The sequence below is a fragment of the Paenibacillus sp. FSL M7-0802 genome, assembly GCF_038004945.1.
Taxonomy (GTDB): Bacteria; Bacillota; Bacilli; order Paenibacillales; family Paenibacillaceae; genus Paenibacillus; species Paenibacillus polymyxa_B.
In genome coordinates this window covers 1,205,747-1,222,617 of the sequence record NZ_JBBOSD010000001.1, presented here as the reverse complement: position 1 = coordinate 1,222,617, position 16,871 = coordinate 1,205,747, and the positions used below count along the sequence as shown (strand labels likewise).

Here is a 16,871-nt window from a genome sequence, read left to right as displayed (position 1 = left end):
AGCGGGTGTTTGGTAAGGGACACAATACAAAGGACGGGGAATCAGGTGCTGTCATGGTCTTTTTAATTCTGATTTTGGCGGTCATGTTCGGTTTTATTGCTGTATTTATTGATTACGCGAGAATTGCTGCATTGCATGTGCAGACCGAACGTCTGACCCATGCGGCGGTTCGTTCAGTGATGTCTGCTTATGATCCGACATTACAACAGGAGTACGGTTTGTTTGCTTATGGCGAAGGCGGCGGAGAACAAATTATGGTGAAAGTGCTGAATGACAGCGCGCGGCGTACGGCACGCACAGAAACGCTACCGCTTATGAATATGAAGCTGGATTCTAGTTCCCTGCAAATGGAAAGGGAGCTTGGTAAATATGCCATATTTAACGAGCAGATCCGTGAAGAGATGAAGTATAAAGCACCTGTCGATTTTACGTTTGAAGTGCTCGAAAAGCTAAAGCCGCTCTCTCAAAATATGAAAGAGGCTTCTCATACGGTAGATTTGCTGAAAAGGCTGCAAAAGCTGTACGACAGACGAGAGGCCAAACTGGATGACATGCTGGAGAAGCAGCGTAAGGCAGGAGCTTATATGGAAGAGGTTCGCAAGCGGATTATTAAACAGAGGGGCACCTATATGCCCAATCAGTATATATGGGACCCGCTTGAGGTTGTAGCCGATATTGCCGCTCAATATAAGCATTACGTACATGTATATGAAGACAATAAGAAGAGTGTGGACGATGTTAAAATCATGCAGATGGAAAAATATGCACGTAGAGCGAGGGCATCGCTTGATCGCCTGCGTCAGATCATGGTTCAGGCTGGAGAAGAACATGACAAGCTGCTTCTGGAAGCCAAGGAACCATTAAATGAGGCTCGACAGATTAATGAAGAGATGCGCAAAGTCATTGCCCAATATAAGCAGAGGGCGGCCAATGCAGGCTACGATGAGGTTTCAGCAGCCCCTACTCCAAGCGGAGCAGGCTCCAACGCAGATCCGTCGGTAGGAAGCGCACGGCAAAAAGCAGAGGATTTGTTGATTCCAGACAAGGAATTTGAGCAATGGGAAGCAGAAATCGAAAAGCAACGGACTTCTATAAATACTGCTAACAATAGAATAACGAGCATGATGCGTACCTTATCTTTTTATACAGATCCATTTTTGAATGCAGACATGCTCAAGCAAGAAGTCGCATCAACGCTCAAAGAGATAGATAAATACTTGAATGCGTATGCTTGGGTGGGACCTGCCAATGTACTCGACGGTGAAGCCAAAATGATGGATACGCGACGTGGACCGGACAAAGAACGCAAGAAAATGGAAAAAGAGGCGAAAAACAAGCTTAAACAAGCCTATCGGATCATTGAGGTTCTTTCCAAAGGTAAAGAACAATTCCAAAATCTGGAGCGGTATTACAATGAAAGTATTTCGTTTAACCAGTCTACATCCAGTTCATCTGTATCCGCTGATTTGCCCTATGACACCTATGATGCTGCGGGAGCTTCCATGGATAGTATGGATGGTCTATACGGGTCGGCATCCAATTTACTGACTCAACTGGGAGACGAGTTTTACCAGAATGAATACGCACTTTCTTACTTCCATCATGTGGATTTTAGCCGTTTTGGCAGCTTGGCCGGATCGGGTGGAAATGTGGGAAATGCTTCACAGATTTTGGGAGATCAGCTGGAGGTGAATAATCAGGAAGTTGAGTATATCCTGTATGGCTTCCATAATCCGACGGGTAATCTGGCATCCGCCTATGGAGAAATTTTTGCTATGAGACTTGCCATTCGAACAATGGAGGGATTGGTTAAAAACAGCTCAAAAGGTAATCCGCTGGTCGTTTTGGCGGCAGCTTTGTTATATGGAGTAGAAAAAGCGATAGAAGATATGATTATGCTGGCACAAAAGGGAGACGTGCCATTGTCTGATTTTCTGAAAATTCGAATGACATACAAGGATCATTTGCGATTGTTCCTGATGCTCCATAGCAATAATGAACGAAAAATGTCCCGTATGCTTGCTCTGATCCGCCTGAATACAGATGTCAATCCTGCTGAGCGGCAAACGTATGCAACGGGTGAGGTCAAGAATGGGATGAGGCTGTGGTTTCTACCTGGGGTAATGAAGATGCTCGGGACCGCCTCAAAAGAAGGCGAGAGTATTAAGGGAAGTGTGTACTATGTCACAAAAACAGCGCATTTTTCCTATTAATCGGTGTTTACGGAAAGTTTGTGGGCAGAAGCAATGTGAACAAGGAAGTATTGTTTTAGAAGCGTCACTGGTGTTGCCAATGTTTCTGTTTTTTATTATTTTTCTCATTTATATGGTTCAGATGACGCTGGTATCCACAGCCTTGCAGAACACCGCTTCAGAAGCGGTTAAGCAGATTTCGACTAAAATCTACCCAGTTTCTCTAGCCGTGGAGGCGGCGTCCGCGAAAATAGATGCAGTCCGTGAACCGCTGGATGAATTGCCCAAGTTATCTATGAGTGAATATGCAAGCCAATTCGCTGCCCAGTTGCCACCTCCAATTGGTGATTGGGTAGAAAGCGCTGTTCAGGGCGGTCAAAAGCCGATGGAGGAACTGCGGGGGCGATTTACGGAAGCTGCACTCGATCCTGTTCTGAAGCCGATGCTAAAGCCTTTTATGGAGGAAAGCATTCTGGAGTATGACCGTATTCATATAACGAGCGTACATGTACCTGCTCTTACAGGAACTAAGGACCCTTATTTTAGAGTAGAGCTATCGTATGAACTGCCGATGAAGGTTCCCTTTCTGTATCGCAGCATTGTGCTTCAGGCAGCGGCAGAGGAACGTCTCTGGATTGGGAACACAGGGGAGGGGACAGGTACAGGAGAGGCAACAGCGGATAAGGATGCGCAGCATTCCATACAGTTGCTCGTCAAGCCTGAACCTGCTGTGAAGGGTGTGTACAATTTGATCAAGGCCAAGGTTGAGCCTGAGACGACTGCTAATCTTTCTGTACTTTATAAGTCGGGTCAAAGCACGGCCCAGCACTTGGGCTGGACCTCTGCCAATGCGGACGGGATTATTGAATGGAACTGGTTTGTGGGAACGAACACAACACCTGGTCAATGGAGCTTTGTGATTGAAACGGAGGACGGTCAACGTATAGAAGTTCCGTTTACCGTGGAAAAGCCAGCTGATGGATAGATAGGATCGACTCGACATAGACGGACAGGAATACCTACGATGGAAAGTGATTTGGTAGTCTGCTAGTTCTATTTTATAAAGGGGGAAGATCGCATTGACGTGGATGTATATTGTATGCGGAGTTCTGCTCGCGATTGCGTTAGTTACGGATTTACGTAGCATGAAAATCCCTAATAAGCTTACATTGCCCGGCATAGTGGTAGGCTTGGTGTTCAATACTCTGTTTGGAGGGTGGCACGGTTTTTTATTTGCTGTTGCTGGACTGGGTACCGGATTTGGGTTCATGCTGATTTTGTACTGGATGGGAGCTGTTGGTGCAGGAGATGTAAAGCTGTTCGGCTTGATTGGAGCATGGACAGGTGCCGCTTTTGCATGGCAGTCAGCTTTATATTCGATTTTTTTTGCAGGTATTATTGGCATAGGAATTTTGCTATGGAAGAGGGAAACCATCATGAGACTGCGGCGCGTGGCTTTTAATTTAGGAGGATTTTTTCTATTTCGCAGCGGCAAAGCGCTGACCGGTGGAAATGAAGCGCACCTCAGGTTTCCTTTTATGACCGCAGTCATTCCGGGAGCGATCAGTGCTTATCTTTACTTCTTGCCATGACATGTCCGCTGGGGGAGATCATGCTACCTCATGGAGATAGGAAATTGTTAAGGAGGTCATGAATTGTTTGGTTTAAGCAGGGATTTTGCCCGGAACGGCGGGACATTTATGATTCTGAACAAGGAAGACGGGCTCAAGACCGATGATTTAAATTCCGTACAGACCGGAATGATGACTGGTAATCGGATTCCCGGTTTGCTGGAACTTAGAATAAAGGAAGTCGATTTTCAGATAGAGTTACATTACGATATTTCGGGGCAACGCATGCTTTCCCAGTTATGGAAAGGTGGGAGCGTGTCGACTTCTGATTTCTACCGGATTCTTTTTGAAGTGGCAGATGCCCTCCATCGCAGCCCGCAATATATGTTAGATATCCGCCAGTTTATTTTGCACGAGGATTATATTTTTCTAAGTGGTTCAGGTACAAGGGAAACCGCCAGTTTAACCTATGTTCCTTTACGCAGTGTACAGTATGCAGGGCAAACAGGCAGTCAATTTAAGCAGATGGTTATTCGTTTAATGACTCGTGTGGCCCACCTTCAGGGAGAATATATACAACGCATACTCGATCTGTGTGATAGAAATGAATTTGAATTGGGATTGCTAAAGGAACTGCTATTGCAAGGAATGAAGGCTGGTACAGAGAGTGCTAGCGTGAAGGGAGAAAGTATGGAAGGGCGAGCTTTTTCATCAGCCGACCCTATCATATCTGCTCATACCTCACAGGGGAACTATACTGATCGTGGCGGAACATACGGGCAAGAGCATCGGGAGACTCTGCAGGAGATTCAGGAGCTTAAACGGATCAATCGGCTCAAACCGTCCGTGAAACCAGAGGAGAATTCTGAGCTTGTAACAGAAAACGAAGTAGAAGATGTGGAGCCTGGATTGCAAAAATATAAAACCTACATTACTCTCGGATGTCTGCTCGCTTCGGCCATCGTGTGGCGTTATATTTATCTGGATCATCCAGAGACGGTACCGTTGATCATTTCCGTGGTGCTGACCTTGGTACTTGCCGCTGTTGCTTATATAAGCTGGACGGGGAAATGGGAGCGCAATCGAGCTTCATCTCATATGTACAGCGATTCAGTACCTGTATTGGATTCGGAATGGTTAGGAACTACTTCTTCCTCAGCACAGCGGAAAAATGATCGTTATCAGGTAGATAAGCTGACCGGATTTGTAGCGGGACGTCATCATCAAGACAAGCAATCTTCCGATTCGAGTGATCAAGGGCAGGAGAGCTGGAGATGGACTTTTCCAAACTCAGAATCTAAAAGCGCGGGAAACCGAGTTACGGAAGATAGGGAGAACACTTCAGCAAACTATGACCTACACGAGCCATCGTGGAAAGGTGCGGGACGGGGAAATGAATTGGAAGCCAGTGATACCAGTGAGGCTTATTATAAGTCTCTCTCCGGGGTAACGGAGCTGCTAAATGCTGCATCTAAGCAGGAAACGATGCTGCTTCGTCCAGATCAAGAGATACAGATTTCACCTGTTCAGCAATCACCGATTGCTTGCCTGGATCGCAAGCCACCAGGTAGTGGAGGGACCGAGCGCATCCGGTTGCAGCCAGACCAATTCGTTGCAGGCAGCTTTATCATCGGGAGAGATCCGCAATTGGTCCAGTTTGTGGAGCATACGGATGGAGCTTCCCGTTCTCATATTGAGCTTTGCATAGTTACAGGAGAACATAGCCACATTGTTAAGGATTTATCCTCGACGAACGGAACTGCTCTGAATGGAGAGCCTATGGTGCCTTATAAGGAGTACATCCTGAATGAGGGAGACACTTTTAAAATTGCTGGAGTCTCTTATACTTATCGGTTGGACTCTTTTAAATCCTCCAATGCATCATAAATGAAGGTTATATGGATAGATGTCAAGAAGAGGCCTGTTATATTCAGGGCTTCTTCCTTTATGAATATTGGACTATTCATAGGAATAAAATGAGGCATCTTAAAAACTTGCAGTCTGCTCGATAGATTGTGTCTGACTTAAAAAATGAACCCTAAGCTGGTAGTGACACTACCTACCAGCCTGGAGTTCCTCTTTTTGAATTCAATGCTGTTTTTGGGAAGAATGGAGTTCCTTTAGAGCGTCCTTAAGTGAAGGATAGTTAAACTTAAATCCGTGCTCCAGCGCTTTGTGCGGGAGTACTTTTTGGCCATCCAAGACAAGGGTGCTCATCTCACCGAGCAGTTTTTGAACGAGAATGCCTGGAACGGGAAACCAATGCGGACGGTGGTATGCCTGAGCCACGGTTTTCCCAAACTGGTCGTTCGTCACTGGGTATGGTGAAGATGCGTTCACTGCCCCGACGATTTCCGTCGTATGGATGCAGTACGTGATCAGACGAACGATATCCTCAATATGAATCCAGCTCATCCATTGATGACCGCTGCCTATTTTGCCGCCGAATCCGAAGCTATAAGGTATCTTCATGAGTGGGAATGCCCCTTTTTTTCTGTCCAGCACAAGGCTAATGCGTAACTTAATTAAACGGGCATCAGAAGGGTAGGCATTGGCGGCTTCCTCCCATTGCTCAACCACCTGAGACAAAAAATCTTCCGAACGACGCGGGCTCGTTTCATCGAATGTTTCGGTCAGGGATGTACCATAGGCGGCAACAGCCGAAGCCTGAATGATTACTTTCGGTTTTTTTTGTAGAGCATTCAATGCTTGAGCCAACCGGGCAACAGATAGCAGTCGTGATTGAAGAATTCTTTGTTTGGACTTATCCGTCCAGCGCTGATTCAGCGTTTCGCCTGCTAAATTAACGACCGCATCTGTGCCTTCCAGTACTTCAGGCTTTTGTTTTAATTCGTTCCAACTCATATATTGCAAGCGGGGGCTCGCTTCGTGTCCTACCAGTGGCTTGCGGGTAACGACTTTCACGGTGTATCCGTCGTCTAGCAGGCTTTTGACCAGTGCACTCCCCACCAATCCAGTTCCTCCACATACGATGATGTTCATGGAGCCAGCTCTCCTTCCGATTCACAAAAAAATACATCTGTTATAGAATATAACCCTTTTTGAGAAAAAAACTTCATATGAATGTACCTTTATACGGTTAAGGATGTCAATCCATGATTTTATTTACCCTCGTTTGACTAACATAAATTCTGATGTGTACTTTATCTACGTGTTCCCTTAATAGAGTCATTTAAGAAAGCTGCCATAAAAGCTATGTTGTTTGATTTCAATAATCACGTTAAAATGATTAAATTAAAATAAGACAAGCATAACAGGATAAGGGGATGAATCAGGATCATGCTGAAAATTGGTTCTCATGTGTCCTTCTCGGACAAAGGTCTGCTCAGCGCTACAAAAGAAGCGTCTTCTTACGGGTCCAGCTCCTTTATGATATACACGGGAGCACCGCAAAACACGCGTCGTAAGCCGATGGAGTCCATGTATTTGGAGGAAGGCAAGCAGTTAATGGCTGAGAAGGGAATGGAAGATATCGTGGTGCATGCCCCGTATATCATCAACCTTGGCTCTTACAAAGAAAATACCTATGAGCTTGCAGTCAGCTTTCTTCAGGAGGAAATTCGACGCACACACGCGATTGGTGTGAAAAATATCGTGCTGCATCCAGGCGCTTTTACCGATAAGGATGCAGAATACGGAATCGGGCGTATTGCTGATGGTTTGAACGAGGTACTAAACGGCGTGAAGGAGACAGATGTTAACATTGCGCTTGAAACGATGGCAGGCAAAGGAACGGAAATGGGTCGTAGCTTTGAGGAGATTGCCTCCATTATAGATAAAGTAGAGCATAACGAGCGTCTTACGGTTTGTATGGACACCTGTCACATTCACGATGCGGGTTATGATATCGTAAATGATCTGGACGGTGTATTGGAGCAATTCGACCGTATTGTCGGCTTGAACCGCATCGCAGTTGTTCACATCAATGATAGTAAGAATCCGGTTGGCGCTCATAAAGACCGACATACTCCGATCGGATCAGGCTGGATTGGCTATCAGACTATTCATAATGTGGTGCATCATGAAGCACTTCAAGGACGTCCGTTTATTTTGGAGACGCCATGGATTGGCAAGGAAGCCAAAACTCAGCGTCCGATGTATGAGGTTGAAATTGCCCTGCTTCGCGGAAATGTAAAGGAACGCTTTGGGGATGAGTTTTTGGGTCAGGTAGAACAATTGCATTCGTTTTTCAAAAAACAGGATGTGGATGTCCGTAAATTTGTGCTGGACACCTGGGCTCTGCTAAAAAATGATGCCAAAGCAAGAAAAGCCGATCCACGTGAGCCGTTGGAACGTCTGTATGACATGATAACGGAAGCAGCACTATTTCCAGATTTGAGCGAAGAACACATTAATCAACGGTTGATTGCCTGGTTTGCCGGCAGTCATTTGCCAGTGACGGTATAAGCTAAGGGGGATTAATAGCCACATGGAAATTCACGTAAAACATCAGCCAAATAGCACTCTGTCTGCCCATGAAAACCGCGCGCGTATGCTTGTATCTTGTCCAGACGGACCAGGTATTGTAGCGGCCGTGTCCCGTTTTTTGTACGAGCATGGGGCCAATATCGTTCAATCTGATCAATATACAATGGACCCGTCCGGCGGTATGTTTTTTATGCGGATTGAATTTGATCTGCCGAATTTGAGTGCAACCCAGCCACAGTTGGAGCAGGATTTTGCCGCTGTTGCTGAGCAATTCCGTATGGAGTGGACGATTTCTGCGGTTAGCCGCAAGAAAAAACTGGCTATTTTCGTTTCCAAAGAAGATCACTGTTTGGTAGAACTGCTGTGGCAATGGCAGGCAGGGGATCTGGACGCGGATATTTCATTGGTGGTTAGTAATCATCCGGATATGAAGGAGTATGTGGAATCATTTGGCATCCCGTATCACCATATTCCGGTAACAGCCGATACCAAACCGGAGGCGGAGCGCCGCCAACTAGAGGTCATTGGCGAAGACATTGACGTTATCATTTTGGCCCGTTACATGCAGATTATTTCTCCCAAGTTTATTGAGCATTATCGCAACCGGATTATCAATATCCATCATTCCTTTCTGCCGGCATTCGTGGGTGGGAAGCCATATGCCCAAGCCTATAATCGCGGTGTGAAAATTATTGGTGCTACTGCGCATTATGTAACTGAAGAATTGGACGGCGGACCGATCATTGAGCAGGACGTGCAGCGTGTAAGCCACGGAGATGATGTAAATGAGCTAAAACGGATCGGTCGCACCATAGAGCGGGTCGTTTTGGCAAGAGCCGTGAAGTGGCATGCAGAGGATCGTATTCTGGTTCATGAGAACAAAACGGTCGTTTTTAACTAATCTTAAAATTTTAGAAAAAATTTGTGAGTATATATTTTTTGTTGAACAAAGCCCGCTGTATAACGGGCTTTGTTTTTTTATGTAAGGATTTTGCAAAATCCTCATGTGAGTTACTCGCCTTAATAAACAGTCAGTACATAATATTTTTTTGTGATTTTATAATTTTTTAAATGAGGTTAATACATTACGGGTATATTTATATGAGGACTCGGTACTACATTTCCACAATCATCTTTATAAACGATCTGGCAAACTTTCACGGCAGATGGTACAATACTTAAGAATGTATAAGTCATATTGAAACATTCAAGCAGATTCACTCACTTCAATAGACATCGTTTCTATATCGGACGGTGATGTTGGAGAGTATGACCGAATGCAATTGACATACTTTATACAATATGAGGAGGCAAACCATGACTGACCAGAACCAAGCGATTCAAAAGGATGAAAACTCCACGATCGACAATTTGTCCATCACAACTATTCGTACGTTGGCAATTGACGCCATCGAGAAAGCAAACTCGGGACATCCTGGGATGCCGATGGGCTCCGCGCCAATGGGATACCAACTTTTTGCTAAAACGATGAATCATAATCCCGATCAACCTACATGGGTTAACCGTGACCGTTTTGTATTGTCCGCAGGACACGGTTCCATGTTGCTATACAGCCTTCTGCACCTGAGCGGCTATGATCTTCCTATGGAAGAATTGAAACAATTCCGTCAATGGGGCAGCCTTACACCGGGACACCCTGAGTTTGGGCACACTGCTGGTGTAGATGCTACAACTGGACCTCTGGGACAAGGTCTCGCAATGTCCGTAGGTATGGCAATGGCTGAAGCTCAACTGGGTGCAACATATAATAAAGACGAATTTAAAGTTGTAGATCACTTCACATATGCGATCTGCGGCGATGGCGATCTGATGGAAGGTATTTCCCACGAGGCTGCTTCGCTGGCTGGTCGCTTACAACTGGGTAAGCTGATTGTATTGTTTGATTCCAATGATATTACACTGGACGGCAAGCTTAACCTGTCCTCTTCCGAAAGTGTTGCCAAACGCTTTGAAGCTTACAACTGGCAAGTACTGCGCGTAGAAGATGGTAACGACCTTCCAGCCATCCAAAAAGCCATTGAAGAAGCGCAAGGCGACTCGACACGCCCTACGTTGATTGAAGTGAAAACAGTCATCGGCTACGGAAGCCCGAACAAACAAGGTAAAGGCGGACACGGTGGTACTCATGGTTCCCCGCTGGGATCAGAAGAAGCCAAGCTGACTAAAGATTTCTACAAATGGGTATACGAAGAGGACTTCCACGTACCACAAGAGGTTCGCGAGCATTTTGCTAAAGTAAAAGAGCGCGGTATCGCGGCGAACAAAGCATGGAATGAACAGTTCGCGAAATACAAAGTTGCTCACCCTGATTTGGCAGCGCAGTTCGAAACAGCTGTAAACGGCGATCTTCCAGAAGGATGGGATCGTGATCTTCCGAAATACACGACTGGAGACAAAGCCGTTTCGACTCGTGTAGCATCTGGTAATGCTCTGAACGGATTGGCTCCAAACGTACCTTTCCTGACAGGCGGATCTGCCGATCTGGAGAGCTCCACGATGACACATTTGAACAACCTGACGAACTTTACGCCAGAAGACTACGCCGGCCGTAACATCTATTTCGGTATCCGCGAATTTGGTATGGCTGCTGCGATGAACGGTATGGCGTTGCACCAAGGTGTAAAAGTATTCGGCGGTACATTCTTCGTATTTACAGACTATCTGCGTCCAGCCGTTCGTCTGGCAGCTCTGATGGGATTGCCTGTAACCTACGTTCTGACTCACGACAGTATTGCTGTGGGTGAAGATGGTCCGACTCATGAGCCGATCGAACAATTGGCTTCCCTGCGTATTATCCCGAACCTGACAGTAATTCGTCCGGCGGACGGTAATGAAACTTCTGCTGCTTGGGCTTACACGCTGGAAAACAAGAAAAACCCGGTTGCTCTGGTATTGACTCGTCAAAACCTGCCAATCCTGGCTGCTAGTGCTGAGCATGCACGCGAAGGTATCAAACGCGGTGCTTATGTGGTTGCAGATGCAACAGACGGCAAACCGGTTGCTCAAATTCTGGCTACAGGCTCCGAAGTACAATTGGCTGTTAAAGCTCAGGAAGCACTGGCAGAACAAGGTATTCAAGTACGTGTTATCAGCTTCCCAAGCTGGGATCTGTTCGAAAAACAAGACAAAGCATACAAAGATTCCGTTCTGCTGCCAGAAGTGAAAGCTCGTTTGGCTGTAGAAATGGCGTATCCACTGGGCTGGGAAAAATATGTTGGCGACCAAGGCGACATTCTCGGTATCAGCACATTCGGCGCATCCGCACCTGGCGACCGCGTGATTAAGGAATACGGCTTTACAGTAGAGAATGTTGTTAGCCGTGTGAAAGCTTTGTTGAAATAAAACACAGAGCATCTAAAACAGACAGTCGTAACCTGAGAAAGGCTTACGGCTGTTTGTTTCATACAGTTGATGTTTTGCAAAAAAATCACTATTGAATTCCAGTGTATAGCATACGGTGATACAGTGTGTATTTTCATACTGAAGCTGGAATCAAATCTATGTTATGATGCACAAATATTCATTCAACCATTGAGAGCAGATGAGGGGATAACGAATGACACAGTTTGATGGAGTAAGCGTAGTTAAAAAAGCAAACGTTTATTACGATGGTCAGGTTACAAGCCGTACAGTCATCCTGGGTGACGGCAGTAAGGTTACACTGGGTATTATGCTGCCAGGAACGTATGAGTTCGGCACGGATTCCCGTGAGATCATGGAGATTTTGGCAGGGGATTTGAGAGTGTTGCTTCCAGGTACTGAAGAATGGCTGGAAATACAAGGGGCGGCAACCTTTCACGTACCTGCAAAGTCATCATTTAAGCTGGAAGTACGAAGTGTAACTGATTATTGTTGTTCTTATCCCGAATAATAAGCCAAAACGGGTAAGCACACTCAGCTTTCAAGCCAAGTGTGCTTACCCTAAAGCTATGCCATATGTACACAAGCACAGCCGTATGGTTACAAAGAAAGGTACAGCTTATTCGAGAGGTTGACCACCAATGGTGCGGCCAATCCATGCTTCGTATGTCTTCACGACAGCGGATAGATCCTCGTCGCCGTAGCCTTGCGTTTGCCCGGCTTGAAACAGGCTTTTGGCAATGGATAACATAGGTGCAGGGATGGACAGGCTGTCTGTTAGTGAGGAAGCAAGCTTCAAGTCCTTAAGCATCAAGGCAAGTGAGAACTGGTTGCTAAAATCATGTTCAATGATTTTGCGCCCTTTCAGGTCAGCGGCCTTGCTGCCTGCCGATCCGAGTTGTACCAATTCAAGGAAGCTGTCTGCCGGGATACCGGATTTAGCCGCGATAGCAAAGCCTTCAGCCAGAGCGAGGTTATGAATACCAACCATCGTATTATGAGCGAGCTTGGCTACGGCTCCGCTGCCATTAGGTCCCATATGAAGTACCTTTTTGCCCAACGTATCAAAAACATCTGATTGTGCCGCAATGGCTTCTGCATCACCGCCAACCATGAACACGAGTGTGCCGTCTACAGCGGCGGGCTTACTGCCTGTTACGGGTGCATCAATGAAGGAACAGCCCAGCTTGTCCGCTTCGGCGGCCAGTTGTTTAACCAGCTCAGGTGAAATCGTGCTGTTGTCCATCACAGTCATGCCAGCCGTAAGACCGGCAAACACGCCGTCTTCGCCGTAATAGATGTCACGAATGGAGTGATCATCGCTGACCATGGTAATGACCAAGTGCTGACCTTCAGCTGCTTCACGAGGAGTTGAAGCTGTACGTGCGCCTTGCTCTGCCAGTGGTTCGCAGCGCGAAGCGGTACGATTATAAACTGTGACTCCGAATCCCTGCTTTAGCAGATTGGATGCCATCGGGGCGCCCATGGTGCCCAGTCCGATAAATCCGATGTTTTTCATTGCTAATCACCTTTCTTGTTGGAAGTTGCCGTCCGATGCAGATTGCGAGTTCGGCTTGAATTGAATATTGAAACAGGTTGATCTCAGTTAATTGTAGCATGGGCATGCTACCCTATCTACAAGAAGGGCTGTCAAGCACAGGATACACAGGTAACGCAAGCTTGTCAGGCCCAGCAAATTAAAGTATCCTATTCCTAAGTCCTTATGTTCGTATTCATGGTCTTAGTAATACCAAACAGGAGGTTCCAAACATGTCTAAAAAAGTTATTTTTGATTACACTAAAGCACTCTCCTTTGTAGGTCAGCACGAAATTGATTATTTTGCAGAGCCTATCAAGTTGGCTCATGAGCAACTGCACAACCAAACCGGTGTAGGTTCCGATTTCTTGGGTTGGATTGACCTGCCTACTAATTATGATAAAGAAGAGTTTGCGCGCATCCAAAAGGCTGCTGCTAAAATTCAAAGCGATTCCGAAGTACTGATCGTAATCGGTATCGGCGGTTCTTACCTTGGAGCACGTGCTGCGATCGAAATGCTGTCGCATTCTTTCTACAATGCGCTGCCTAAAGATCAACGCAAGGGTCCAGCTATCTATTTTGCAGGCAACAACATCAGCTCTACATATGTAAATCATCTGTTGGAACTGATTGAAGGAAAAGACTTCTCAGTGAACGTCATTTCTAAATCAGGTACGACAACAGAGCCAGCTATCGCATTCCGCGTATTCCGTGCAGCTCTGGAGAAAAAATACGGTAAAGAAGAAGCACGCAAGCGTATTTATGCAACGACGGATAAAGAACGTGGCGCTTTGAAAAAACTGGCTAACGAGGAAGGATACGAATCCTTCATTATTCCTGATGATGTGGGTGGTCGTTACTCCGTGCTGACAGCAGTAGGCTTGTTGCCGATTGCTACTGCAGGCATTAACATCGAGGAAATGATGCAGGGGGCGGCAGACGCTTCCAAAGAGTACAGCAACCCGAATGTAGCTGAGAACGAGGCTTATCAATATGCAGCTGTTCGTAACGCTTTGTACCGCAAAGGTAAAGCAATTGAAATTCTCGTAAACTATGAGCCGTCTCTTCATTTTGTATCCGAGTGGTGGAAACAGTTGTACGGAGAAAGCGAAGGCAAGGATTACAAAGGCATTTATCCTGCTTCTGTTGATTTCTCGACAGACCTGCACTCCATGGGACAATTCATTCAGGAAGGCAGCCGCAACATTTTCGAAACGGTAATCCAAGTTGAAAATGTACCTAGTCACATCACCATCGAAGCAGATGAGGATGATCTGGACGGACTGAATTTCCTGGCAGGCAAAACTGTGGATTTTGTAAACAAAAAAGCATTCCAAGGTACATTGCTGGCTCACACAGACGGACAAGTACCGAACCTGATTGTAAATATTCCTGACTTGAGCCCTTACTCTTTCGGCTATCTTGCTTATTTCTTCGAAAAAGCTTGCGGCATTAGCGGCTACCTGTTGGGCGTAAATCCGTTCGATCAACCGGGCGTAGAAGCTTACAAGAAGAACATGTTTGCGCTGCTTGGCAAACCAGGCTTCGAAAAAGAAAAAGCTGAGCTTGAAGCGAGATTGTCTGAATAAGAGTGCTGTAATCTCTGATGCGAAACAGGATTTCGGTCAGAAGTGTTATAGTGTATAGCATCAATTAAAGTACAGGAAAGCAGTTCACCAGCTGCCAGAAGCGGGGGACTGCTTTCTTGTAAAATGAAGTAAGGAAGGTTATACGTGTATGTTGGAACAATACCGAACCGTACGCGGTGCCGGCAACAAGGAAATTGTGATCCGAAAATCCCGTTTTATCGGTCATATTCAGCCTGTTCAAACTGAGGAAGAAGCAACTGCTTTCATAGAACGTATCAAAAAAGAGCATTGGAACGCTACCCATAATTGTTCTGCTTACATGATTGGGGAAAGAGACGAAATCCAAAAGCAATCGGATGACGGAGAACCGAGTGGTACGGCTGGAAAGCCTATTTTGGAGGTGATCCGCAACCAGAAGCTGAAAAATGTCGCTATTGTTGTTACCCGTTACTTTGGTGGGATTTTGCTGGGAGCAGGCGGTCTGATTCGCGCATATTCAGATGGTGCTGTTGCAGCAATCGAGGCAGGGGATGCAATTACGCGTGTGCTGCATCGCGAAGTTTTTGTAGAATTGGATTATACCTGGTTGGGCAAAGTGGAAAATGAATTACGCAATCGCAGCATCCGCACTGGAGAAACAATGTTTACGGATAAAGTTACCTTAACCTGTCTGCCGCTGGCTGGTGATGCGGAATCCTTCAGCAACTGGATAACAGACTTGACGCAGGGGCAATCGCTTGTGTCGGAGGGAGAGCAGCTTTACTTTATTGAAGGGGAATAAATAATATGGCTAGAAGAGCAGTAGAACAGGAGTTGTCAAGAGGGCGGATTCTGGAAGCGGCCAGGCACTTGTTTATTACCAAGGGCTACCGTGCGATTTCAATGCGCAGCATTGGCCAGCATCTGGGTTACAGTCATGGTTCGTTATATTATCATTTTAAAGAGAAGGCTGAACTGTTCTATGCCATTGTGATTGAAGATTTTAATACATTGCGTGGGATTCTACTGCAAGCAGCAACAGGTACGTCTGATGATGGCTTGAGCAGACTGGAGTACTTGATGCTGGAATTTATCCGTTTTGGTTTGGAAAATCCATATCAGTACGAAATTATGTTTATGATGCACGATGAAGAACTATTTGCATACTGTCGCACAGAGCAAAATCGTTGTGTGGAACTATTTGCGTCTATGATCCGTCAAGAATTGAGTGGTCAGGGGCACTCGGAGGAAGATTGCTCAAGGGTACCGAAAAGCCTGTTTTTATCCATGCATGGCTTTGTATCCTTTTATATTCAGGACGGTTTAACATTTGAAGAAATTAGGCCCGCTGCTTTAGCACATGTAAAGCTGCTGTGCAGACACCTATGAGCGTACCTGCATTCACACGCTTCAGCCATGAACATGTAGGGCGCTTTTCTGGGTGTATGCACTTCATGACGGTAACTTATCATTACGGTACTTTGCGAAAGCGACTAAGGATTTAACAGACGATGATGCATCCAGTAGGAAAACATCATGGTCTGTTTTTTTTACCCGGTCCTTTAGCCCTCCATGATCTTTACATGGTATTGGCGTCTGCGTGGTCCGTCGAATTCACAAAAATAAAGTCCCTGCCATCGTCCGAGCAACAGCTTTCCATCATGGATGATGATTGTTTGTGAGGGGCCTGTCGTAATGGATTTTAAGTGGGACGCTGTATTTCCCTCCATATGGCGATATTGGGGATGCTCCCACGGATAAACTTCATCTAGTCTTAACATCACATCATGTTTGACATCTGGGTCTGCATTTTCATTAATGGCGATGCCGGCTGTCGTGTGTGGACAATAAACAAGTGCGGTTCCTTGTTGTACCCCGCTTTTTTCGATCAATGAAGCAACCTCTCGTGTAATATCGCGCATTTCATCTCGCCGTGTAGTGGATAATTCTAAAGTATGCAGCAATGACTCCATCTCCTTTCTTCTTAATACTTTACCCTTTTAATTCCTAAGATAATATATAGAGTTGACGAAAATTACTTTCCTTTGATAAAGTATCACATAAGAAAAAACAAAGTATATGCATTGGAATAATTAAATGTTTCAAATGAGGTACGTGCTTTGCGGTAAGCAAGGCTGCTGCTGTGCCTGAACAGGTCCAGAAGCGGAAAGGA

14 protein-coding genes are annotated in these 16,871 nt (G+C 45.8%); 11 read left to right on the top strand and 3 right to left on the bottom strand.

Translation table 11 applies throughout. The features are described 5' to 3' along the window. The first annotated feature begins 5 nt into the window (after positions 1 to 5). From MHB54_RS06120 to MHB54_RS06105, 4 genes are all read left to right on the top strand, one after another. Complete coding sequence (locus MHB54_RS06120; protein ID WP_340981468.1) at positions 6 to 2,213, top strand: hypothetical protein; 2,208 nt, start codon at positions 6 to 8, stop codon at positions 2,211 to 2,213. Next, positions 2,182 to 3,177 (top strand): TadE/TadG family type IV pilus assembly protein, encoded by a 996-nt coding sequence (locus tag MHB54_RS06115; RefSeq protein WP_068939888.1) that lies wholly within the window; start codon positions 2,182 to 2,184, stop codon positions 3,175 to 3,177. The genes MHB54_RS06120 and MHB54_RS06115 overlap by 32 nt, the downstream gene beginning before the upstream one ends. A 94-nt stretch (positions 3,178 to 3,271) precedes the next feature. Further along, entirely contained in the window at positions 3,272 to 3,784 is a 513-nt protein-coding gene (locus MHB54_RS06110) for an A24 family peptidase (RefSeq protein WP_028543024.1), read from the top strand. 63 nt (positions 3,785 to 3,847) lie between these two features. Beyond that, positions 3,848 to 5,650: a DUF6382 domain-containing protein gene (locus MHB54_RS06105; RefSeq protein ID WP_068939890.1), complete on the top strand. Its 1,803-nt coding sequence runs from the start codon at positions 3,848 to 3,850 to the stop codon at positions 5,648 to 5,650. Positions 5,651 to 5,851: 201 nt separating this feature from the next. On the opposite strand, the gene MHB54_RS06100 is transcribed toward MHB54_RS06105, so the two are convergent. Next, a complete protein-coding gene (locus MHB54_RS06100; protein WP_340981466.1) occupies positions 5,852 to 6,766 on the bottom strand; it encodes a TIGR01777 family oxidoreductase in 915 nt (304 codons plus the stop codon). A gap of 297 nt (positions 6,767 to 7,063) precedes the next feature. Between MHB54_RS06100 and MHB54_RS06095 the strand changes: the two genes are divergently transcribed. The 4 genes from MHB54_RS06095 to ppnP all read left to right on the top strand — a co-directional run bounded on the left by MHB54_RS06095 (position 7,064) and on the right by ppnP (position 12,104). Further along, entirely contained in the window at positions 7,064 to 8,191 is a 1,128-nt protein-coding gene (locus MHB54_RS06095) for a deoxyribonuclease IV (protein ID WP_025722686.1), read from the top strand. 22 nt (positions 8,192 to 8,213) lie between these two features. Beyond that, complete coding sequence (purU, locus tag MHB54_RS06090) at positions 8,214 to 9,113, top strand: formyltetrahydrofolate deformylase (RefSeq protein ID WP_023987631.1); 900 nt, start codon at positions 8,214 to 8,216, stop codon at positions 9,111 to 9,113. Between the two features lie 416 nt (positions 9,114 to 9,529). After that, complete coding sequence (gene tkt / locus MHB54_RS06085; protein ID WP_340981465.1) at positions 9,530 to 11,575, top strand: transketolase; 2,046 nt, start codon at positions 9,530 to 9,532, stop codon at positions 11,573 to 11,575. Between the two features lie 214 nt (positions 11,576 to 11,789). Then, positions 11,790 to 12,104: a pyrimidine/purine nucleoside phosphorylase gene (gene ppnP, locus MHB54_RS06080; protein ID WP_023987633.1), complete on the top strand. Its 315-nt coding sequence runs from the start codon at positions 11,790 to 11,792 to the stop codon at positions 12,102 to 12,104. A 108-nt stretch (positions 12,105 to 12,212) separates the two neighbouring features. On the opposite strand, the gene MHB54_RS06075 is transcribed toward ppnP, so the two are convergent. Next, the gene (locus tag MHB54_RS06075; RefSeq protein ID WP_028543020.1) at positions 12,213 to 13,112 is read right to left on the bottom strand and encodes an NAD(P)-dependent oxidoreductase; all 900 of its coding nucleotides are present in this window, start codon (positions 13,110 to 13,112) and stop codon (positions 12,213 to 12,215) included. A 251-nt stretch (positions 13,113 to 13,363) separates the two neighbouring features. Between MHB54_RS06075 and MHB54_RS06070 the strand changes: the two genes are divergently transcribed. From MHB54_RS06070 to MHB54_RS06060, 3 genes are all read left to right on the top strand, one after another. Beyond that, positions 13,364 to 14,719 (top strand): glucose-6-phosphate isomerase, encoded by a 1,356-nt coding sequence (locus tag MHB54_RS06070; RefSeq protein WP_013369975.1) that lies wholly within the window; start codon positions 13,364 to 13,366, stop codon positions 14,717 to 14,719. 148 nt (positions 14,720 to 14,867) lie between these two features. After that, entirely contained in the window at positions 14,868 to 15,500 is a 633-nt protein-coding gene (locus tag MHB54_RS06065) for a YigZ family protein (RefSeq protein ID WP_023987635.1), read from the top strand. Positions 15,501 to 15,505: 5 nt separating this feature from the next. Further along, a complete protein-coding gene (locus MHB54_RS06060; protein WP_023987636.1) occupies positions 15,506 to 16,087 on the top strand; it encodes a TetR/AcrR family transcriptional regulator in 582 nt (193 codons plus the stop codon). 173 nt (positions 16,088 to 16,260) lie between these two features. On the opposite strand, the gene MHB54_RS06055 is transcribed toward MHB54_RS06060, so the two are convergent. Then, complete coding sequence (locus MHB54_RS06055) at positions 16,261 to 16,662, bottom strand: secondary thiamine-phosphate synthase enzyme YjbQ (protein WP_023987637.1); 402 nt, start codon at positions 16,660 to 16,662, stop codon at positions 16,261 to 16,263. Between the last annotated feature and the right edge of the window lie 209 nt (positions 16,663 to 16,871).